Below are 20,214 nucleotides of genomic sequence, written 5' to 3'. Positions count from 1 at the left end.
ACCAGTCTATGGAAGATCCCCAATGATGAAAAAGTCTATAATCACTACTTTGGTCTTAGCCGCTATTGCAACCTCCCCACTTTGTACCTCAGCACAAACAATACTGACGGAACAACAGGTTGCAGCTATCGTTAATAACACCCTTACGCCATTGCTCAAAGAACAGGATATTCCCGGTATGGCCGTCGCGGTATTTTATGACGGCAAGCCGCAATTTTTTAACTATGGCGTCGCGGATATAAAAACAGGCCGCCGAGTAACAGAAAATACCCTGTTTGAGCTCGGTTCGGTGAGTAAGACCTTTACCGGAGTTGCCGGGGAGTATGCGGTACAAACCGGAATGATGAACCTTAATGATCCTGTGACGGAATACGCTTCTGAGCTAACGGGGAATCAGTGGAAAAAGGTGAAAATGTTGCATCTGGCGACTTACACTGCGGGCGGGCTTCCTCTTCAACTCCCCGATTCGGTGACCGACCAGAAATCATTATGGCAATATTATCAACAATGGCAGCCACAATGGGCTCCAGGGGTAATGCGAAATTACTCCAATGCCAGCATTGGCTTATTTGGTGCGCTGGCGGTGAAGAAAAGCCAGTTAACATTTGAAAACTACATGATGAAAAATGTGTTCCAGCCATTAAAACTGAAACATACTTTTATCACTGTCCCTGAGTCGATGCAGTCAAACTATGCATGGGGATATAAGGATGGTCAGCCAGTACGTGTCACATTAGGCATGTTGGGTGAGGAAGCCTATGGCGTGAAATCCACCTCGCAAGATATGGTGAGATTTATGCAGGCCAATATGAGCCCTGATAGCCTGCCTGCTGAAAACGATAAGTTAAAGAGAGCGCTCATCGCGGCCCAGTCTCGCTATTTCCAAGCGGGAGAGATGTTCCAAGGGTTGGGGTGGGAAATGTATAACTGGCCTATCAACCCACAGAGGGTCATTGCCGACAGTGGCAATGATATCGCGTTGAAACCGCGTAAAGCTGAGGAATTGCAGCCACCACACCCTGCGATACGGGCATCTTGGGTGCATAAGACCGGTGCTACCAATGGTTTTGGGGCTTATATTGTCTTCATCCCAGAGGAGAATATTGGCATAGTGATGTTGGCTAACAAGAATTACCCTAATCCTGTCCGCGTACAAGCTGCCTATAATATTCTTCAGGCATTGCGTTGAGAGTCATATCGGCCTGACCCCTTTAGAGCTGGATATAAGTGCAGTCTGGTAACAGGCTGCACTTACCTGGCGACAACACCACTGCTGCGGAGTGATTTCCGTTAATGCAATAGAGCCATTTATTCACCAACTCATATCTAATGAATAGCGCCATACAATAAACGCGCTATAATCGCCGACTTAGATAATGCATATCTATGGAAGATCATCGTCCCCGGTGGGGCGGCTGGACTTCAAATCCAGATGGGGCCGCCAGCGGTCCTCGGCAGGTTCGACTCCTGTGGTCTTCCGCCAAAATAGTTTTCCAAACTCTCTGTGACTCAACATAATTTTTTATAATCGAATATTTAAAAAGGTAATGATCCATTTGGGTAGACTGCGTTCTACAGGTTTCTACCTATGCAGAGGCACAGTTGGGGCATATATTCGAAGCAGATCATTAAAACATAATGAATGTTGATGATTACTTGGTGATATCGACGCTATGATGGCATTGAGATTGTCATGACTCTGCTTATGCTGGCATTGCGCCTCTCTTTCAATTTGTAATGAGATACTGATATGAGCAACATTACTATTTATCACAATCCAGACTGTGGTACATCCCGTAATACGTTAGAACTCATCCGCAATAGTGGAGTCGAACCAACAGTTATTTATTATCTCGAAACACCCCCGAGCCGCGATAAGCTGGTAAAGCTCATTGCTAATATGGGAATAAGTGTCAGGGCCTTATTGCGTAAGAATGTTGAGCCTTATGAACAGCTAAGGCTGGCAGAAAACCCGTTTACGGACGATCAGTTAATCGATTTTATGTTGCAATATCCTATTCTGATTAACCGCCCGATTGTTGTTACCCCACAGGGAACACGACTATGTCGCCCTTCAGAAATAGTGCTTGAAATATTGCCTGAACCACAAAAAGGTGTGTTTACCAAAGAAGATGGCGAAAGGGTTATTGATGCATTTGGCAAACAATATAAATAAGTGCTTAATAAATTGCCCTGAAAGCCAGGGCAATTTTGATACTAATCAAAAACGCCGTTAATGATTGCCGTTACGACGGCAGTGCTCAATGCGATCAGCACCAAATCATTACCCACCATCTTCCACTCATATCCTGGGTAATAAGGGAGCTGCCCCAGCATGGAAGCAGGAACACTTTTCTTTGCAATGCCTGGAGGAAGGGGTTTCCCGCGGGCCAAATTTTTCGCTATGCCTGGCGGCAATGATTGATAACCCGTCAGGCCGAAGTTAACTGCCAGATTGCGGGCTAAGTTATAGTTAATATCTGAGTCAACATGATCAGGTTTACCATAGTTTTTACGATGATCGGCTGACGTGGTATTTTTCTGGCTAGCGTTACCTTTTTGGCTATTCCCATGATTGCCGCTATTGCCATGGTTACCACCACTGTTGCCATTACCCGGATTTGCCAGTGCCGGTGTTGCAAACATGGAAAGAGAGATAATAGCTGCCAATACTGCGATTAAACCGCGACACTTAAACATGATGATTTCCTTTTACCAACTTATCTCTCACAATATTAGATTGAGTGTTAGCGACTAGCAATCTCACGGATTCTTATTTTTGAGCGTCCGGAAAGCACTCAAATTACCTTTGCGTTTTATGAATACATATTCACCTATGAACAAAACCTCCACTACCAGTTAAAACCAGCGGTCCGGCAAGGTAAGCGGGGATATTGTGGCGATGAGAAATCATAAAAGTGCACCTCTAAATGTCAGGTTGTTATCCAACATTTGAGGTGCAACTTAATTTTTGGTATTAGAAATTTTTTGCGACGTGCTGAAATGCGGTGAGAAGTTAATCGATATTTTGGATTTGTTTATTATTTTTGATGTAATGCATTGATATTTATTTATTTTTAATTTCATTAAAGTTTTTTGGTACGCAGTTTGGTACATATAATTTTATGCTTATAATTACCTGATATTTTTGAAACAATAGAATGGCGATAGCATGAGTAGAAATTATATATCTTTATGAAAAATAAATAATTTATGGAAAGTGACTGCAAAAACACTTTCCATCTTCATGGCCACGTTCATACTAGATAAAGTCTATTCTCCTCCCAGGTTGTATCCCAATAACATTGATCTATATGCCCAATCATAGATAATTTTGATTTCAACTCACAGATACTTTCCTCATTTATATGCCCATCAATATGGAGTTTTTTCCATCCATCGGGATAAAATGTAGATAATATAAAAGCTGTGAATGCCAACGGCGTTAATACACGTTTGACTGGTATTCTCGATTCATTTTCGTAGCCTATATGTAAATGATGGGCTGGATGTGTAATAGCTTTGCGCTGATGTGGATGTTGATCTAATCTTATTGGAGTAAAACTTTTATAGTCAGAAGTGGTTTCAATAAAGCTTTCATAGGAATTTTTGAAATTCTGGGACTGTATGTAACTATTTTGTTCTTCTTCCGTGAATGAATCCCAATCACTACCTAACTCATAATTAATAAAGTCACCTATCGTAGGAATAGATATTGGACTCATTATATATCTGAAGGTGGTTTCTTCAAATAAAATAAGCCCATCATCACTCAGTTTAATGTGAAACCAAAAATTCCTTTTGTATAAGTTCCAATACTCTAAATATGGGAGTCCGCGAGCTTGTGCAACGTAATTGTAAGGTAAGTTCACAGATTCATTAAGATCACTTAGTAAACCGGCATTTTCGACCAGTGATACACAAGCTCTTATGGCTCTAATCTCTCTAAATACGTTCATTTTCTACCTTTTTTACCAGCTTGCTCATCTAGGAGTTTCTGCACATTTTCTAGACTGCCGAATTTTTGCAACATAGCCTCAAGCTCACTTAAGTCTTTTGCGGATGTTCGTTCTCCGTGCTTAATATCATGTTCAATCTGCTGAGCTTCTTTTGCGGTAGGATATGTGAATCTTATATGTGGAACGTTATTTAAAGCCATCTCAATCTCTTTTTTGAGTTGTCTTGTAAGTTCACCGATACCACTTATATATAGCCAACCTTTTGTTCTTGTCATCGCAGTAAATAATAAATTTCTATTTCTTATATTTAAGTTATGACATAAGAAGTCAGTGCCCATGATATATACAGAATAGGCTTCATTTCCTTTTGCTTTGTGAATTGTACTTAATGTTACTCTACCTTTTACCTTGAAATCATGAATTGATATTTTTTCAGCATGAACATTATTTGTATGGATATCTCTCACGGAAAGTACTTTAGTTAGTTTGTTAAAATATGGGTTACAATGGTAATCATCAGCACATATAACTAAAATATCTTCAGGAAGAAGTCCTTCCCTCATGATGTCATTCTCAATTGATGTTGCTACTTTATTAATTTCATCTTCTAAGTCTTTACATTCAAAATTATAACTTAATAGTTCTCTAGTATCTTCATGTGAGAATGTTGGAGAGTTCTTTGTTTCCCTTAAAACATCAACTAATTCTGACTCTTGGAATTCGCCATTCTCTCTTGATAAAACATTATAACCAAGATCTTCCCAATACCCGACACTTTCTATTTTTTGCACTTGATTGCCATAAACGCCTAATCCCAAAGCATGGGCACTAACCAAAATACCTAGAGGTGTTCGATAACAAACCTCAAGAAACTTATCTTTAAGAAACTCAGTGCCGTCGTCAAAGATCTCTTTTGCTGTTGGGCTTTTCTTCTGAAAAATGTTTTGAAAAATATCAGCACCAAAGCAGACTTGTTTATCACGGGCTAATTTTGTACATAGCCTCATAAAGTAAATACCATAGTCTTGGGCTTCATCAACAAATACAAAATCAAATAGAGGTTTTACTTCGACACTTTCAAGTAAGTCTTTACAAGCAAATTCGAATGGGTCCATGCCCCCTCTGCTAGCTGCTTGAGCTGCGGGATAAGTCAAAAAATCATGACCGAAAGCTTGGCATGCTTCATAGTAGACACCAGCATTTGATCTTCCTCCCCAAGAGTGCATTACTGTCAATCTATCGAGGTTCGTGGAATCATCATGAAACTCTCGATAAAATCGTTGGATAAGTCTAATTACATGCTGATAAAGGCTCTTTGTACTAAAAGTATAAAGAATAGTTGCTCTTCGAGTTTCGTCACGTAGCAATGTTTGTGCAACTTTCATTGCGAGAATTACAGTTTTACCAGACCCAGCCAACCCTCTAATACGCTGTGGACCATTAAGTGCAGGAATATATCCTTCTTGTTGATCTTTATCGAACATTAGAATTTTTGACTCAACCCCCATTATTTTTTCGGCTTTTGAACCAGGAGGAAGTTTTTCTATATTCCTGTCTTCAGGTTTTAATAAGCCCTTAGCTCCTTGTATTGTCGAAATAGCTTCGTAGAAAATATTTTCAGCAAAGTCTTTTCTAAACGATTCAATAGAGGCTATTAATTCTCTGGTGGTCGCCACAACAGGGTTTCTTAATGAATCTACTCTAATAGTATTTCCATCAATTAGAGGGGAATATAATAAAGTATTCACGGGTAAGCTAAAAGCGAGCATACCTCTTCTTAAGCGATCATTTTTAAGTAAGCGGGCTGCAACAAAACTTGCAACACGCTCTAAGCTTCGGTCATCTTTATTTAATGCTTCAAAATTATACTCTGTGGCTCCAGATGAATAAAATATTATTACTCCATAAATAGGGCTTATAAGCAGCATTTGTGAAATAACGAGATTGTCATCATCACCTTTGTACATTGGAAAATCGAAGAATAATTCAGCATCGTCAAGTGATAAATCTGATTGTGCTAAAGCCTGATAAAGGTTGTTAACTTCTCGGTTACGTATCTCAAAGCCTTGAGGATTAATGTTCATAAATTTCTCTTTTAAGTCGTTTAATAACCTCAAATTACTCTTTTTCTAATTATCCTTCAATTACCTATATCTATAGAGTTCTTTTTTACATTCATCCACAACGTGTTAATTTTTTTGAAGATACTGTGCCTGATTAGCTCTGCGCGCAATGCTATCCCCTCCACGCCTGCGCGCTTTACAGGTCGCTTTTCATGCAGTTGCATACAGACCCCCAAACCGCGCCAGTACTGGGGCTACACAGGGTTTTAAGGGGGGTATTTTGCATGCAGATCCATGCACTCTAGGCATGCACGCCCCTTTTTAGTCTCGCCAACCAGAAATAAAGCTTCAAACGGTGAACGCCATCACTAAATAGCAGACAAAAAAAGCCCCGCACGAGGGCGGGGAAAGGTTGCCATGATTCTGTTATCCGTGTCTGAATGCGTCGCCATATCGTCCTAGGATATGGCGTTTTACCGGTGGGGGTAGGTATGAGCAATCAAACCACGCGTTACTTTTTACTTATTTTGTGTGATTTGGTTTGGCGCTATTTTGTTTCAGTGATCTTGCTCTGCCCACTCTTTTACCCGCGCTAATATCTCCATTTTTTGTATTGGCGACAATGTCAGAATAATAAGCATTATTTCGGCCAATACATCATCAGCGGTATAGAAATAGGCTAACGGCACCTCTAACACATCCGCCAGTTGTTTAGCCATCTCGATACTGACTTCATGTACGCCTTTCTCGTAACGATTAATACGTGTGCTTGCCACAAACTCATCAAGCCCGGCAGCAATGCCCAGCTTCTTTTGAGACAATCCTTTAGCGAGTCTAGCCTGCTTAAGTCTTTGACAAAAAACACTATGGTAATTAGTTTTCATCTTCATAACTACGATAGTCGTAGTTTTCTCTTGATGCTGATACTACGAATAACGTAGTCAAATTACTTAAGTAATAGTGACCGTGAATTAAATAAAAAAGCCCGCTAATCTGCGGGCTTGCTGGTTTTATGCTTTCTGGTGATAGCTTGTGAAACTTTACTCGATATTCTGAATCTGTTCGCGCATTTGCTCAATAAGCACTTTCAGCTCAATGGCTGAGTTAGTGACCTCGGCATTGATAGATTTTGATGCTAGCGTATTCGACTCGCGGTTGAATTCTTGCATCATAAAATCAAGGCGGCGGCCAACAGCTTCTTTTTTCTTCAAAATATTGTGCGTTTCTTTGACGTGCGCTTCGAGGCGATCCAGCTCTTCGGCGACATCGACACGCTGCGCCATCAGCACTAACTCTTGTTCCAGACGGGTATTTTCCAGCTGGACCTGCGCTTCTTCCAGTTTATTTAGTAGCCGCTCACGTTGCCACTGCAAAATGTTGGGCATGTGTGCACGGACTTTAATCACTTCGGCACTCACGCCATCAAGGCGCTGTTCGATCAGTGTTTTTAATGCTGCACCTTCGGTCTCGCGGGAGATGATAAAGTCATCAAGGGCCACATCCAGCGCCTGCATCAGTTCAGTGCTGATGGCATCCAGATCTTGCTCTTCTGCTGACATCACGCCCGGCCAGCGCAAAACATCAAGCGGGTTTATCTCGCCTTCATCACTTTGCATTTTGACCCAGTTCGCCGCTTCAACCAGCTGTTTCGCCAGTTTTTCGTTCAGGATCAGTGAACTTTGTGCCGTGGCGTCCAGTTCAAAGCGCAGGCTGCACTCAATTTTGCCGCGAGTTAGGCGGCTGCGGATACGTTCGCGAATGACCGGTTCCAGGCTGCGGAACTGTTCTGGTAAGCGAATATAAGTTTCTAAATAGCGTTGGTTAACGGAACGCAGCTCCCAAGCTGCGCTGCCCCATTCACCCTTAATGTCACGCCGGGCGTAGGCGGTCATGCTGCGGATCATTGTGCGTACCCGTTTTAATAAAGAAAAGATGCAGGGATTATAGCCTCCGAGGCGCGGGCAGGATAGGCATTACATCACTAAGGCCGTATAATGCGCGACCAATATCGATTTAAAGCCGGAGAAAGTCCATGCGTCCAGCAGACCGAGCAGCACAACAAGTCCGCCCATTAACCCTGACCCGTAATTACACGAAACACGCTGAAGGTTCAGTGTTGGTTGAGTTTGGCGATACCAAAGTATTGTGCACCGCCACGGTTGAAGAGGGTGTCCCGCGCTTTCTAAAAGGGCAGGGCCAGGGCTGGATTACCGCCGAATATGGCATGTTGCCACGCTCCACCCATAGCCGTAATGCCCGCGAAGCTGCGAAAGGCAAGCAAGGCGGCCGTACGTTGGAGATCCAGCGCCTGATCGCCCGCTCTTTGCGTGCGGCAGTGGATCTGAAGAAGTTGGGCGAGTTCACCATTACTTTAGATTGCGACGTTTTGCAGGCTGATGGTGGCACCCGTACTGCTTCAATCAGTGGGGCTTGTGTGGCGCTGGCTGATGCGCTGAATAAGTTGGTGGCCAGCGGCAAATTAAAAGCTAACCCGATGAAAGGGCTGGTTGCTGCGGTTTCTGTCGGTATCGTGAAGGGCGAGGCCCTTTGTGATCTGGAGTATGTAGAGGACTCTGCGGCGGAAACTGATATGAATGTTGTCATGATGGAAGATGGCCGGATGATAGAGGTGCAGGGCACCGCTGAAGGTGAGCCGTTCAGTCATGAAGAGCTGTTGGCGTTGCTGGCATTGGCCCGAGGGGGGATAGAGACTATCTTCCAGGCGCAGAAGGCGGCGTTAGCGCAGTAATTGATTTAGGCGACTCGGTAGTCGCCTTTTTTTTGCCTGCAATTTGAGGCACCTAATGAATAAGTGATTAACGAAAGCCGTCACAATCTAGAGAGGAGAGGTCCCCATGAAAGCCTATCAGCGCGAGTTTATTGAGTTTGCGCTTAACAAGCAGGTGTTGAAGTTCGGCGAATTTACCCTGAAGTCTGGGCGAATCAGCCCCTATTTCTTTAATGCAGGGTTGTTTAATACCGGGCTTGATCTGGCAAAACTCGGGCGTTTCTACGCCGCTGCATTAATGGATTGTGGCGTGGAGTTCGATCTATTATTCGGGCCAGCCTATAAAGGTATTCCGATTGCAACCACCACCGCCGTCGCTTTGGCGGAGCATCATGAGCGTGATCTGCCTTACTGCTTTAACCGCAAAGAAGCGAAAAACCACGGTGAAGGCGGCAGTCTGGTGGGTAGCCCGTTACAAGGCCGAGTCATGCTGGTTGATGATGTGATAACCGCCGGCACTGCAATTCGTGAATCAATGGAGATTATCAATGCGCAAGGCGCGACACTGGCAGGTGTGATGATTTCATTAGATCGTCAGGAGCGCGGCCGTGGTGAAATCTCGGCGATTCAAGAAGTTGAGCGTGATTACCATTGTAAAGTGATCTCTATTGTTACCCTGAGTGATGTGGTCAGTTATCTGGAAGAGCAGCCGGAAATGGCCGATCATCTGGCGGCTGTTCATCGCTATCGCGAACAGTATGGCATCACCCTCGATCGTTAATTATTCGCTGCAATATCTGAACATCATGCCGTGCTTCTCCCTTGGGGGAGCTGTGCGGCACGATTTTCGCCTTTTTGATTTTTTGCCCCCATCCAAAATGCTATTCACTTCTGTTATTGATTGCATATTTTTTGCAGAAATTGTGCAACAAAATCCTCAGCGCTTTCCTGCTCGCCCTGTTAATTGCCGCTTTTTTATTCATTATCACCATTAATCATTTTTGGTTAATTGTCTGGTTGATCTCACTGTATTTCTCTTGTTGCGTTCTCTTGAAGCGTTTCAGTTCTTAATTTCGAACGAAGGGTGCAATCCAGTGCAACTAATAATTTCCATATTGTTATGAGGGTGTTATTTTCCGCGCAAGCACGGATAAAAAAGAAGTGTCACTCAATCATCACTGAGAACAAAGCGATAGGCTGCCGTGTATTTCTTCAAAAGGACATAGTTATGAAAGCGTCAATATTTAAAAGTCTTTATTTTCAAGTGTTAACGGCGATTACCCTGGGTGTTTTGTTAGGTCATTTTTACCCTGACCTCGGCGCTCAGATGAAACCACTGGGTGATGGATTTGTTAAACTAATTAAAATGATTATCGCACCCGTGATTTTTTGTACCGTCGTGACGGGCATCGCGGGGATGGAAAGTATGAAGGCCGTTGGCCGTACCGGTGCGATAGCCTTGCTCTATTTTGAGATTGTCAGCACCATCGCGCTACTGATTGGTCTGGTAATTGTGAATGTGGTGCAACCCGGCGCCGGGATGAATATCGACCCGGCGACACTGGATGCCAAAGCGGTTGCACTCTATGCCGAGCAAGCCTCGCAGCAAGGGATTGTGCCGTTCTTACTTGATATCATTCCCGGCAGTGTGGTGGGTGCTTTTGCTAGCGGCAATATTCTGCAAGTGCTGCTGTTTGCGGTGTTATTTGGTTTTGCCCTGCATCGTCTGGGTGAGAAAGGCCAGATCATCTTCAATGTTATCGAGAGTTTCTCCCGCGTTATCTTTGGCATCATCAATATGATCATGCGCTTAGCGCCAATCGGGGCTTTCGGTGCTATGGCCTTTACTATCGGTAAATATGGTGTGGGCAGTCTGGTGCAATTGGGTCAGTTGATCATCTGCTTCTACGCCACCTGTATCCTGTTTGTGGTGGTGGTGCTTGGCTCGATTGCAAAATTCAACGGCTTCAATATCTTCAAGTTTATCCGCTATATCAAAGAAGAGTTGCTGATCGTGTTGGGGACCTCATCATCTGAATCCGTGTTACCGCGGATGCTGGACAAGATGGAAAAAGCGGGCTGTAAGAAGTCGGTGGTTGGTTTAGTTATCCCGACCGGCTACTCCTTTAACCTTGATGGCACCTCTATTTACCTGACTATGGCGGCGGTATTTATTGCGCAAGCCACGAACACCCATATGGATGTGATTCATCAGGTAACATTATTGGTGGTGCTGCTGCTCTCTTCAAAAGGAGCGGCAGGGGTGACAGGCAGTGGCTTTATTGTGTTAGCCGCCACCATTTCTGCGGTAGGGCATTTGCCTCTGGCTGGGTTGGCCCTGATTCTGGGTATCGACCGCTTTATGTCAGAAGCCCGTGCGCTGACTAACTTGGTGGGTAATGGTGTTGCAACCATTGTGGTTGCCAAATGGTGCAACCAGCTGGATAACGATCAGTTGCAAGCGGTGTTATCCAATAAAACTCCCCCGAATAGTGAGATGAAGGGCAGCATCTCTTCTTCTTGATAGACGCGTTATACAGTTTCAGATAATTCACATAAAAACCGCCAGTGGCTCGCTGTCACTGGCGGTACTTCCGTAAAATGAGTCCCCCATCGCCGTTTTCTGGTATTAATTACCCTTTAGAGACTATTTTTTTACTCTGATGAGTGACATCCGCAAAAGCATGCGGTCTAACAGAATGGTACACTCCCACCTCCAGTTTTCATGGAGGCGATGACCGTTGATTTTTAGCCCAAAAATGTCGGCATAGTGACCTGTTTTTGCCAGCTGGATGGTTTATGCATCTCTTTATAGCTGCGGTATATGGCGTTGGTCGCTGATATGCTAAGCATTGGCTGTTCACGTGAAACAAGTGACTTACGTAAAATTGTATTGTTTATACCCAAGGCAATTGGTGTTGCAGGTAGGCCGTCAGCGATGCACTGACCCATGTTAGGGAGGGCAGCTAACACCACTGTGGCTTCGAGTAAGAAGGGTTAAAATTGGATAGATTATTAAGTAGGGGTTCACATGCAGGGCACCAGAATTCGTCTCATAGTTGGTGGATTATTGTTGGCTGCCGCCAGCAGTAATGTGCAGGCTGAAGCACTACAACCCGATCCTGCCTGGCAGCAGGGGAAGCTAGAAAACGGGTTTTCATGGCAGCTGTTGGCAACGCCACAGCGCCCAAGCGATCGGATCGAGTTACGTCTGGTCGTTAATACTGGCTCATTATCAGAAAGCGCACAGCAAGTTGGCTTTGCCCATCTGTTGCCACGTCTGGCATTAATGAGCAGCGTGAGCTTTACGCCCGCCCAACTTCAGTCGCTGTGGCAGCAAGGGGTCGATAACGAGCGCCCGTTGCCACCAGCCATTACATCTTATGATTTCACCTTATACAGCCTTAGTCTGCCCAATAACCGCCCTGACCTGATGAAGGAAGCGCTGGCCTGGTTATCTGATACCAGTGGCAAACTGGCTATAAATGAACAAACCGTTAATGCTGCACTGAATAGCGCGACAGATCCGATTGCCACTTTCCCGCAAAATATTCAGGAACCTTGGTGGCGTTATCGGCTGAAAGGCTCTTCGTTGATTGGGCATGATCCGGGCCAGCCGGTGGCGCAACCGGTCGATGTTGAGAAGCTAAAACAGTTTTATCAGCAGTGGTATACCCCGGACGCCATGACGCTGTACGTGGTGGGGAATGTGGATAGCCGCAGTATCGCCGCCCAAATCAGCAAAACCTTCTCAGAGCTGAAAGGGAAGCGCACGACACCTGCGCCAGTGGCGATGTTAGCGCCATTGCCACCAGAGCCGGTGAGCTTGATGGGTGAACAGGCAACGCAAGACACGCTATCACTGATGTGGGATACCCCATGGCATCCGATTCAGGACTCCGTCGCATTGAGCCGCTACTGGCGCAGCGATTTAGCCCGTGAGGCGTTGTTCTGGCATATCCAGCAAGTATTGAATAAGAGCGATCAGAAGAACCTGAAGCTGGGCTTTGATTGTCGGGTGCAGTATCAGCGCGCCCAATGTGCTATTCACTTGAATACGCCGACCGAGAATCTGACGCCGGGGATGAGTTTTGTTGCCCGCGAGCTGGCCGGATTACGCACCAATGGCCTGAGTCAGGCGGAATTTGATGCATTGATGGCGCAGAAAAATGATCAGCTCAGCAAGTTGTTTGCCACCTATGCCCGAACCGATACCGACATTCTGATGAGCCAACGCCTGCGTTCACAACAGAGTGGCGTGGTTGATATCGCGCCAGAGCAGTATCAGAAGCTTCGGCAGGCATTTTTGTCTAGCTTGACTCTCGCCGCGCTGAATCAGGAGCTGAAACAGCAGCTATCGCAAGATACCACGTTGATTCTGACGCAACCGAAAGGCGAGCCAGAGGTGAATGTGAAGGTGTTGCAGGAGGCGTATAACGCGATTATGACGCCGCATACCGTGGTGCCTGAGGATGCTGTGCCAGTGGTGAGTGCTGCGGAAACGGCACCGCCGACACCCACTACGGCACAGTAATTAAGTCGCCCGGCGCGCTATGCTCCGGGTCGATTGATGGCTATTGCTGAACGAAGGGGAAGCGTGCCGTTGGGGTCGTAGCGGTGTAAACCGCCGAAGTGCCCCGAGGTGCGTTAGCCCCTTCGAACTCGATGCTGAGCTAATCAGACCGCCGGCATGGCTGCCAGTGGGATGATGGCACCACGATACTGAATCACTGTGCTGGCGGTTAAATGGCCACGCACTGCTGCGTCGTGGGCGCTGCCACCGGTCAGGCGAACCGCCAGATAACCGGCACTGAAGGAGTCCCCGGCGGCCGTGGTATCGACGACTCTCTCTTTCGGCAGTTTGACTGCCGGAACATCATATTGCTGGGCTTCAAAGCCCTCTTTGACCCAGACGATGCAAGAATCCGCGCCCCGCTTGATAATAATCTCATTCACGCCTAATGCTTGAGTGCGATCAATCACCTGCTCCAGTGGCTTCTCGCCCCACAGCATATCTTCATCATCCAGTGTCAGGAAGGCGATATCAGTACAGGCCAGCATGTCACGGTAGGCTTCCTGCGTCTCCTCCTTGCTCTGCCACAGACGTGGGCGGTAGTTGTTATCAAAGATAACTTTGCCACCATTAGCACGGCAGGCGCGCAGCAACTTCAGTAAACGCTGACGTGAAGCGCTGTCCAGAATCGCCAGACTGATACCGCTGAGATACAGATAATCAAATTTTTCCAGACGTTGGCAGATTTCGTCTGCCGCCGGGCTGGTCAGCCAGAAGCGGGCGGCGGCATCATTGCGCCAGTAATAGAAGGTGCGCTCACCGGTGCTGTCGGTTTCGATGAAATATAGCCCCGGCAACTTATTATCCATACGCTGAATAAGGTCAGTGTGGATCTTCTCCTGCTGCCAGGCGGTCAGCATCTCTTCGCTGAAGCTGTCAGTGCCCAGTGCGGTCACGTAATGCACATTCAGGGCCTGCTCAGAAACCTGACGTGCAACATACACCGCTGTATTCAGCGTATCACCGCCAAAACCCCGGCTAAGGTCGGAACCTTTTTGTGATAGTTCAATCATGCATTCGCCGATAACGGCAATATTTTTGCTGGTCATGGAAAGCTGGCCTATTTCTGAATGTGTGTCAGTGATGGGTGTGGTTTAGGCTAGTCTCACTGCTGGCTTAGTTAGAGTCAATAGTATTAAAACGACGTTTTAAATTTTTTATGATGTAGGTTGGGAAACTGACAAGTTTCCCACTGTTCTGAGCCGAATTATGACGATTTTCGTAGGTCGGTGACACTCTGACCACCAATGCCCCAGTTATCGGTCTCTACTTCATCAATGACCACCACGGTTGTTGCTGGGTTTTTGCCCAAGGTATCGACTAACAGTTGCGTGACGCCAGCAATCAGCTGTTTTTTCTGTTCCGCCGTCGCCCCTTCGCGGGTAATTTTAATATTTACATAAGGCATATTCATCTCCATTAAGAGTAATGGCATTATTGAGTTAAGTAATATAGATGGCTTGAATGTGTCGCGCCAACTCATCTACCTGGGGTCATAATCTATCTGGAAATAAGAATCTGTCATGCCGCAATATAAAGTTATGGTCATACGAGTCGATAACATCTCCAGAGGAAATCACCTTTACCACCGGATCTCTGCGGACTGGCGGCAATACACACTGCCATTACTGTCTGATGTCCTGAAACATGGCGACTAAACTGATGATGACTAACAAAGTATCAGGTTTACTTGCGCCATCCTTTGCCGCCATTGATCGTAATAAAGGGCAGAGCTTCTGGCGGCAATGTCAGCGTCGGTACACTTTTCAACCTATCTATCGCACATCCGGGGCGTTGCTGGCAATTGAGTTGCTCACGGCTGTTTTTCACCCCTCATCACCAGACACCCGTCTGAACCCTGAAGATTACTTCAGTTCTATCAGTATCCGCGACCGTTTGGATGTGGTGCTGGAGCAACTGAACATGATTAAGCAGTGGCACGCGATATTTGTTCATCACTCGGTGCTGGTTTCGATCAATATTGATGGTCAGGCGCTGATGGCAATGCAGGATGACAGGCAGGCCAAGGTGCTCATCGACGCCATGCCCTACATTCGTTTTGAATTACTCGAGCATGTTGATACCTCCCTTGATACCCCCTTTGCGCGCATTGCTGAAGCAGATCGACTGTGGTTGGATGATTTTGGTAGTGGGCTGGCGAATTTCACTTCATTCATTAGCTGGCGCTATGAATACATCAAAGTTGCCAGAGATCTGTTTATCGTGTTGCAAGAGAGTGATGTCGGGAACCAACTCTTTTTCACGCTAGTCACCTTAATGGATCGCTACAGTAAAGGAGTGATTGTGGAAGGTGTCGAAACCTCGCAGGAGTGGGCCATGGTGCAGCGCTCTGACGCGGCGGCGGCGCAAGGTTATTACCTCTCCCGTCCAACTTCATTTGATCGATTGCAGACGCTACCTATGCTGTTTTGTGGCTAATGCCTTCTCAACAACATCCTATTTTTCACCACCATTAGGTTCCCCGTGTTGCCTTCCTTCGCGTCACCGCATTGAGCTGCCCAAATAATGGACTCTGCCCCATCATCGACTATGGTTAGTGTAGTCTTCTGAATCTGCATTATTAATCGTTTAACGATTTTCCTGACTGAAATTTCGACTAAAATACCGCAAGCTGACGTGCGTTCAAGCAGCTCCCGGCGGTGTATTTAGCGTTATTTATCAGATTATTGGCATGGAGCTACTATGACCAAAACCGGAAAAGTACTCACAGGCGTGGGTGGCCTGATTCTGCTGCTATTGGCGGCAACAGTTGTGCTTATTATGACCTTCGACTGGAACCGCCTCAAGCCGACGATTAACGAAAAAGTCTCCGCCGAGTTGCAACGGCCTTTTGCTATCCGGGGCAATCTGGGTGTCGATTGGTCACGAAAAAGCGATGAGCCGGGTTGGCGCGGTTGGGTCCCCTGGCCGAATATCCATGCAGAAGATCTGGTTCTGGGCAATCCGCCGGAACTGGTCAGTGATAAAACGGCAGACGATAAAATAGCTGCCACGGCGTTCCCTGCAGGCGAAATGGTCACCCTAAAACGGGTTGATGCCAGCATCGCCCCCTTAGCCTTACTGGCGAAAGAGGTCTGGATACCCCGTATCTGGCTGACGCAGCCAGATGCCAACCTACTACGGCTGGCTAATGGTAAGAATAACTGGACGTTTAATCTGGCCAATAGCCCGAAGGAGGGTGAGCAGCCCTCCTCCTGGTCGGTCAATATCGACGATATCGTCTTTGATCGTGGCGCGATAAGTCTAAACGATGCCATGCTGAAAGCGGATCTGCACGCCGTGATTGATCCTCTGGGGAAGCCCTTGCCCTTTGCTGAGGTGACGGGGTCAAGTACTGAGAAAAAGGGTCAGCCGCCTGCCGATAGTGCACAAAGCAACACGGCAGATTATGTTTTTGGCTGGAAGATTGACGGCAAGTATCAGGGGCAGTCACTGACCGGCAGCGGTAAGATGGGTGGGATGTTGTCGATGAGTGATGCGAGTCGGCCATTCCCATTGCAGGCTGATCTGCGCTCTGGATCTACTCGTGTGGCGGTGGCGGGCACCTTAACTGACCCCGGTAATCTGGCGGGGCTGGATCTGCAACTGAAATTCTCAGGTGCCAGTCTGGACAACCTCTACCCGCTGATCGGCGTGTTACTGCCCGCCACTCCGCCTTACAACACCGATGGCCGCTTAGTGGCGAGTCTCAAGCAAGCCGATGGCGCGGTTTATCGCTATGAAAACTTTAACGGTAAAATTGGCGACAGTGATATTCACGGCAATCTGACCTATACCGCCAGTCAGCCACGGCCAAAATTAACCGGCAACATGTCGTCAGAAAAATTGCGCTTTGCTGATTTAGCGCCATTGATTGGGGCGGATTCCAATCAGGAAAAAGCCAGGCGTGGCGAGCGAAACCGGCAACCCGCGAATAAGGTCTTGCCGACTGAAAAGTTTGATACCAAAAGCTGGGGGGTGATGGATGCCGATGTCACCTATACCGCGAAACGTATCGAGCGCGATAAGTCATTACCCCTAAATGATCTATCGACCCACGTGGTGCTGAATAGTGGCGAGTTATTGCTTGATCCACTGCGTTTCGGCATGGCGGGAGGGAGCCTGAATGCCACGTTACGGCTGAATGGCAATAAAGATCCCATGCAGGGTAAAGTGGATTTACATGCCCGCCGGCTGCAATTGAAGGCGCTATTGCCACAGGTAAAAGCAATGCGTAACAGCTTGGGGCAGTTGAATGGCGATGCATCCTTTACCGCGACCGGCAACTCGGTGGCCGCGCTACTGGCAACCAGTAATGGCAGTCTGCGCTTACTGTTGAATCAAGGGTTGATCAGCCGTAGCTTGATGGAGTTGCTTGGCCTGAATGTGGGTAACTATCTGGTGGCGAAGTTGTTTGGTGACGATGAGGTGAAGATTAACTGCGCGGTGGCTGATATTCAGCTGCGCAATGGGTTAGCCACCCCACGCCTGTTTGTGGTTGATACCGAAAACGCCATGATCAGCATTACCGGTAATATTAACTTCGCGACCGAACGGCTGGATCTAACCATCAATCCAGAAAGCAAAGGGCTGCGTATTCTGACCCTACGCTCCCCGCTCTATGTGAAAGGCACATTTAAGCAGCCGGATGCGGGTGTAAAAGCCGGGCCATTAATCGCCCGAGGTGCTATTGCCGCCGTGTTAGGGGTGGCGCTAACCCCTGCCGCCGCATTGCTGGCGCTGATCTCCCCCAGTGAAGCAGAGGCTAATCAGTGCACGCCATTGCTGCAAAAAATAAAGCAGAAAAAGTAGTCAGTTAGTGTATTGGTGGTGGGGGGAGCAGTTGACACTGGTGATCCTGCAACTCCTCCACTGATGCACGATGTAACTTTGTCAGATCCGCCTGGCTGGCTAACAGCAAAAACTCCCCGTTTGGCAATGCGGTCATGGCTAAACCATAACTGCCCATTTGATTTTTTGCCCCGGTAACTTCATCGGCGAGCAGGCGAAATGCGCCGAGATGCTGTAGTTCAGTTGCTGTGGTGCGCCGCGCCAGATAATCATGACCCAGTAACCCGCCGGGTAAGGGCTGCCATTGTGGGCTGAAATCAGCCTCATGTGCGGCCAGCGCCGCTTTTACCTGAGGTTTTAGGCAAGAGATATGAATATGTAATTGATTTTGAGAGCGACCATATTTTGAATTAATGGTTAGCGAGATATTTGCATCATCAATGGGTGCGCCATATTTATCGGCCATAAAGTGGCGGGCCTGCCAGGCATCCAGAAAATAGTTCGGGCTGTTGGCCGCTAATATCTGCGGGCTTTCTATGCCGCTGATTTTCGCGGTGGGCATGAGTAAATATTGCAATGGCCCGTGTATGTCCTTATACACCACAAAACCAGCCTGCGTATTGACCTCAATACAGGGCTGCGGGTCATGATTGGCTTCCATATTGGGCACGCACTGTTGGCTAACAATTTTCCACAAGGCGTCGGCATGGCTGGAGCGTGATTGATACGCCACGATCACCGCGATTACCACCAGCAGCCCCAATATCATCCATCTAAACCCAGCTTTTTTTATATAGCGTGACATCTGTGATCCTTCACTTCCGATGATGGAGCATCAGTGTAATGACAAATCAGCAGTCAGGGCAAACCCCCATAACCCTTATTTATCATTATGGGGTATTCACCTGATCCGGATGCAGATAGATTTGGCGGGTTACCCTGCTTTTCCGCCTGGATTTTGCGGTAAGGTTTCGTCCTCCGCATAGTGGGCGGTGGCTATCCAGGCGGCGCAGAAGAGGGTCAGGCGAGCGAAGAAGTAGAAAAAGGCCATCAAACCAATCACCGAACCAAAGGCCGCGCCGGAAGGCGAACTGGCAAGGCGTGGCAGCATCATGGTCATGACAAACTTGATGATCTCAAAGCCGATGGCGGCAATTAGGGTGCCGCGCAGCAGCGCTTTTTTCTTCGGCTTATGCCGTGGCAGAATCCAAAATATCCACAAAAATAGCAGATAGTTAGCCGCGATAGAGATCGACATTGCAATCAGTGTCATGGCGGGTCGCAGCCACTCAATTCCCCCCAGACCTAAGGCGTTGACGATGGCAGACTGCGCCGCGCCGGCGATCGAGGTCAGTGACAGAGTGATAATTAGCGCGACAACTAACCCGATGAGCGAGATAAAATCACGGGCATAGCGGTAGTAGAACTTCTCCTGATCCTGCGGATTGCGCTCCCACACATCCCGTGACTGGGCACGAATGGCTTCGCGCAGATTACCCATCCAGCTAATACCGGAGTAAAGGGCAATCGCTAAACCGGTCAGCCCAACAGTCGTGCGCTGCTGAATGGCGGTATTCACAGTATTTTTAAGTGTGGCGGCTAATGCTGGGTCGCTGATGGTATTAACAATTTTGTTAATTAATTCAGCCAATAAGTCCGGATTTGAGGCCAGAACAAAACCGACGGCGGCAAAAGAGACCATCAAAATAGGGATCAGCGACAAAAATGAAAAATAGGTAATGGCTGCCCCGAACTGGCTGCCCAAGCGGTCATTAAAACGATCTGTGGCGCGGATAATATGGGCGATTGGCGGATAAGCTTTCACTCGGTTACTCATTCGCGTCATCGAGGAGATAGCTCTCTTTCCGGTTTCAATCCCCGTTGCCAGTGGCGCTGAGCTGTTTTTCGGTGCGTTCGGCATAATTCTCCTTAATTGCATTAATCCATGCCTTATGCAGATGATTCTTCTACAAAATGTGACATAAAATCGCGAGTAATCTGTTGATAATAGCAGAGTCGATGGCTATCACAACAGTCGTGGGTAAGTTCTAACGATAGTAATAGTAAGATTAACCCTCAATTTCCCGATTAAAAATAGCC

At 47.0% G+C, this 20,214-nt stretch carries 17 protein-coding genes and 1 tRNA gene; 9 read left to right on the top strand and 9 right to left on the bottom strand.

Annotated elements, in window-relative coordinates; genetic code table 11:
• Positions 1-22: 22 nt before the first annotated feature.
• The 3 genes from ampC (at position 23) to arsC (ending at position 2,176) form a co-directional block, all read left to right on the top strand.
• The gene (ampC, locus tag HRK25_RS05695) at positions 23-1,189 is read left to right on the top strand and encodes a class C beta-lactamase (RefSeq protein WP_005273458.1); all 1,167 of its coding nucleotides are present in this window, start codon (positions 23-25) and stop codon (positions 1,187-1,189) included.
• A gap of 199 nt (positions 1,190-1,388) precedes the next feature.
• Positions 1,389-1,483, top strand: a tRNA-Sec gene (locus HRK25_RS05690).
• 267 nt (positions 1,484-1,750) lie between these two features.
• Positions 1,751-2,176 (top strand): glutaredoxin-dependent arsenate reductase, encoded by a 426-nt coding sequence (arsC, locus tag HRK25_RS05685; RefSeq protein WP_005273462.1) that lies wholly within the window; start codon positions 1,751-1,753, stop codon positions 2,174-2,176.
• Positions 2,177-2,217: 41 nt separating this feature from the next.
• Here the strand turns inward: arsC and HRK25_RS05680 are convergent, their stop codons facing one another.
• The 5 genes from HRK25_RS05680 to HRK25_RS05660 form a co-directional block, all read right to left on the bottom strand.
• Positions 2,218-2,700 (bottom strand): anti-virulence regulator CigR family protein, encoded by a 483-nt coding sequence (locus HRK25_RS05680; RefSeq protein WP_005273463.1) that lies wholly within the window; start codon positions 2,698-2,700, stop codon positions 2,218-2,220.
• Between the two features lie 557 nt (positions 2,701-3,257).
• The gene (locus HRK25_RS05675; RefSeq protein ID WP_049610053.1) at positions 3,258-3,959 is read right to left on the bottom strand and encodes a DUF2290 domain-containing protein; all 702 of its coding nucleotides are present in this window, start codon (positions 3,957-3,959) and stop codon (positions 3,258-3,260) included.
• Positions 3,956-6,043: a DEAD/DEAH box helicase gene (locus tag HRK25_RS05670; protein WP_005273467.1), complete on the bottom strand. Its 2,088-nt coding sequence runs from the start codon at positions 6,041-6,043 to the stop codon at positions 3,956-3,958. Before HRK25_RS05670 ends, HRK25_RS05675 begins: the two co-directional genes overlap by 4 nt.
• 536 nt (positions 6,044-6,579) lie before the next feature.
• Positions 6,580-6,912 (bottom strand): helix-turn-helix domain-containing protein, encoded by a 333-nt coding sequence (locus HRK25_RS05665; RefSeq protein WP_032897552.1) that lies wholly within the window; start codon positions 6,910-6,912, stop codon positions 6,580-6,582.
• Between the two features lie 150 nt (positions 6,913-7,062).
• On the bottom strand, positions 7,063-7,926 hold the full coding sequence (locus tag HRK25_RS05660) for a YicC/YloC family endoribonuclease (protein ID WP_005273471.1): 864 nt from the start codon (positions 7,924-7,926) through the stop codon (positions 7,063-7,065).
• Positions 7,927-8,054: 128 nt separating this feature from the next.
• Between HRK25_RS05660 and rph the strand changes: the two genes are divergently transcribed.
• The 4 genes from rph to HRK25_RS05640 all read left to right on the top strand — a co-directional run bounded on the left by rph (position 8,055) and on the right by HRK25_RS05640 (position 13,284).
• Positions 8,055-8,771, top strand: coding sequence for a ribonuclease PH (gene rph, locus HRK25_RS05655; protein WP_004705100.1), 717 nt, complete (start codon positions 8,055-8,057; stop codon positions 8,769-8,771).
• Between the two features lie 106 nt (positions 8,772-8,877).
• Entirely contained in the window at positions 8,878-9,531 is a 654-nt protein-coding gene (gene pyrE / locus HRK25_RS05650; protein ID WP_005273475.1) for an orotate phosphoribosyltransferase, read from the top strand.
• Positions 9,532-9,978: 447 nt separating this feature from the next.
• Positions 9,979-11,274 carry a dicarboxylate/amino acid:cation symporter gene (locus HRK25_RS05645; protein ID WP_005273481.1) on the top strand — a complete coding sequence of 432 codons (1,296 nt, stop codon included), beginning with the start codon at positions 9,979-9,981 and terminating at the stop codon, positions 11,272-11,274.
• Between the two features lie 507 nt (positions 11,275-11,781).
• Positions 11,782-13,284 carry a M16 family metallopeptidase gene (locus HRK25_RS05640; protein ID WP_032897555.1) on the top strand — a complete coding sequence of 501 codons (1,503 nt, stop codon included), beginning with the start codon at positions 11,782-11,784 and terminating at the stop codon, positions 13,282-13,284.
• 143 nt (positions 13,285-13,427) lie between these two features.
• Here the strand turns inward: HRK25_RS05640 and kdgK are convergent, their stop codons facing one another.
• Entirely contained in the window at positions 13,428-14,372 is a 945-nt protein-coding gene (kdgK, locus tag HRK25_RS05635) for a 2-dehydro-3-deoxygluconokinase (RefSeq protein ID WP_005273491.1), read from the bottom strand.
• A 158-nt stretch (positions 14,373-14,530) separates the two neighbouring features.
• Positions 14,531-14,731: a 2-hydroxymuconate tautomerase family protein gene (locus HRK25_RS05630; RefSeq protein WP_032897557.1), complete on the bottom strand. Its 201-nt coding sequence runs from the start codon at positions 14,729-14,731 to the stop codon at positions 14,531-14,533.
• 239 nt (positions 14,732-14,970) lie between these two features.
• On the opposite strand from HRK25_RS05630, the gene pdeH reads away from it, so the two are divergent.
• Positions 14,971-15,762, top strand: coding sequence for a cyclic-guanylate-specific phosphodiesterase (gene pdeH / locus HRK25_RS05625; RefSeq protein ID WP_005273495.1), 792 nt, complete (start codon positions 14,971-14,973; stop codon positions 15,760-15,762).
• Between the two features lie 264 nt (positions 15,763-16,026).
• Entirely contained in the window at positions 16,027-18,135 is a 2,109-nt protein-coding gene (locus HRK25_RS05620; RefSeq protein ID WP_005273498.1) for an AsmA family protein, read from the top strand.
• 4 nt (positions 18,136-18,139) lie between these two features.
• Here the strand turns inward: HRK25_RS05620 and HRK25_RS05615 are convergent, their stop codons facing one another.
• Together HRK25_RS05615 and yhjD are read right to left on the bottom strand one after the other, a co-directional pair.
• Positions 18,140-18,883 carry a CDP-diacylglycerol diphosphatase gene (locus tag HRK25_RS05615; RefSeq protein WP_005273500.1) on the bottom strand — a complete coding sequence of 248 codons (744 nt, stop codon included), beginning with the start codon at positions 18,881-18,883 and terminating at the stop codon, positions 18,140-18,142.
• A gap of 165 nt (positions 18,884-19,048) precedes the next feature.
• On the bottom strand, positions 19,049-20,035 hold the full coding sequence (gene yhjD, locus HRK25_RS05610) for an inner membrane protein YhjD (RefSeq protein ID WP_005273503.1): 987 nt from the start codon (positions 20,033-20,035) through the stop codon (positions 19,049-19,051).
• Positions 20,036-20,214: the final 179 nt, after the last annotated feature.

The organism is Yersinia bercovieri ATCC 43970 (assembly GCF_013282745.1).
In the GTDB taxonomy this organism is placed as follows: domain Bacteria; phylum Pseudomonadota; class Gammaproteobacteria; order Enterobacterales; family Enterobacteriaceae; genus Yersinia; species Yersinia bercovieri.
The sequence above is the reverse complement of the archived record's forward strand: the minus strand, read 5'-3'. Positions and strand labels throughout refer to the sequence as shown.

What these genes read in the sequence shown, in the direction of transcription:
- ampC (WP_005273458.1), top strand. Translation starts at nt 23, where the DNA reads ATGATGAAAAAGTCTATAATCACTACTTTGGTCTTAGCCGCTATTGCA.
- arsC (WP_005273462.1), top strand. Translation starts at nt 1,751, where the DNA reads ATGAGCAACATTACTATTTATCACAATCCAGACTGTGGTACATCCCGT.
- HRK25_RS05680 (WP_005273463.1), bottom strand. Translation starts at nt 2,700, where the DNA reads ATGTTTAAGTGTCGCGGTTTAATCGCAGTATTGGCAGCTATTATCTCT.
- HRK25_RS05675 (WP_049610053.1), bottom strand. Translation starts at nt 3,959, where the DNA reads ATGAACGTATTTAGAGAGATTAGAGCCATAAGAGCTTGTGTATCACTG.
- HRK25_RS05670 (WP_005273467.1), bottom strand. Translation starts at nt 6,043, where the DNA reads ATGAACATTAATCCTCAAGGCTTTGAGATACGTAACCGAGAAGTTAAC.
- HRK25_RS05665 (WP_032897552.1), bottom strand. Translation starts at nt 6,912, where the DNA reads ATGAAGATGAAAACTAATTACCATAGTGTTTTTTGTCAAAGACTTAAG.
- HRK25_RS05660 (WP_005273471.1), bottom strand. Translation starts at nt 7,926, where the DNA reads ATGATCCGCAGCATGACCGCCTACGCCCGGCGTGACATTAAGGGTGAA.
- rph (WP_004705100.1), top strand. Translation starts at nt 8,055, where the DNA reads ATGCGTCCAGCAGACCGAGCAGCACAACAAGTCCGCCCATTAACCCTG.
- pyrE (WP_005273475.1), top strand. Translation starts at nt 8,878, where the DNA reads ATGAAAGCCTATCAGCGCGAGTTTATTGAGTTTGCGCTTAACAAGCAG.
- HRK25_RS05645 (WP_005273481.1), top strand. Translation starts at nt 9,979, where the DNA reads ATGAAAGCGTCAATATTTAAAAGTCTTTATTTTCAAGTGTTAACGGCG.
- HRK25_RS05640 (WP_032897555.1), top strand. Translation starts at nt 11,782, where the DNA reads ATGCAGGGCACCAGAATTCGTCTCATAGTTGGTGGATTATTGTTGGCT.
- kdgK (WP_005273491.1), bottom strand. Translation starts at nt 14,372, where the DNA reads ATGACCAGCAAAAATATTGCCGTTATCGGCGAATGCATGATTGAACTA.
- HRK25_RS05630 (WP_032897557.1), bottom strand. Translation starts at nt 14,731, where the DNA reads ATGCCTTATGTAAATATTAAAATTACCCGCGAAGGGGCGACGGCGGAA.
- pdeH (WP_005273495.1), top strand. Translation starts at nt 14,971, where the DNA reads ATGGCGACTAAACTGATGATGACTAACAAAGTATCAGGTTTACTTGCG.
- HRK25_RS05620 (WP_005273498.1), top strand. Translation starts at nt 16,027, where the DNA reads ATGACCAAAACCGGAAAAGTACTCACAGGCGTGGGTGGCCTGATTCTG.
- HRK25_RS05615 (WP_005273500.1), bottom strand. Translation starts at nt 18,883, where the DNA reads ATGATATTGGGGCTGCTGGTGGTAATCGCGGTGATCGTGGCGTATCAA.
- yhjD (WP_005273503.1), bottom strand. Translation starts at nt 20,035, where the DNA reads ATGCCGAACGCACCGAAAAACAGCTCAGCGCCACTGGCAACGGGGATT.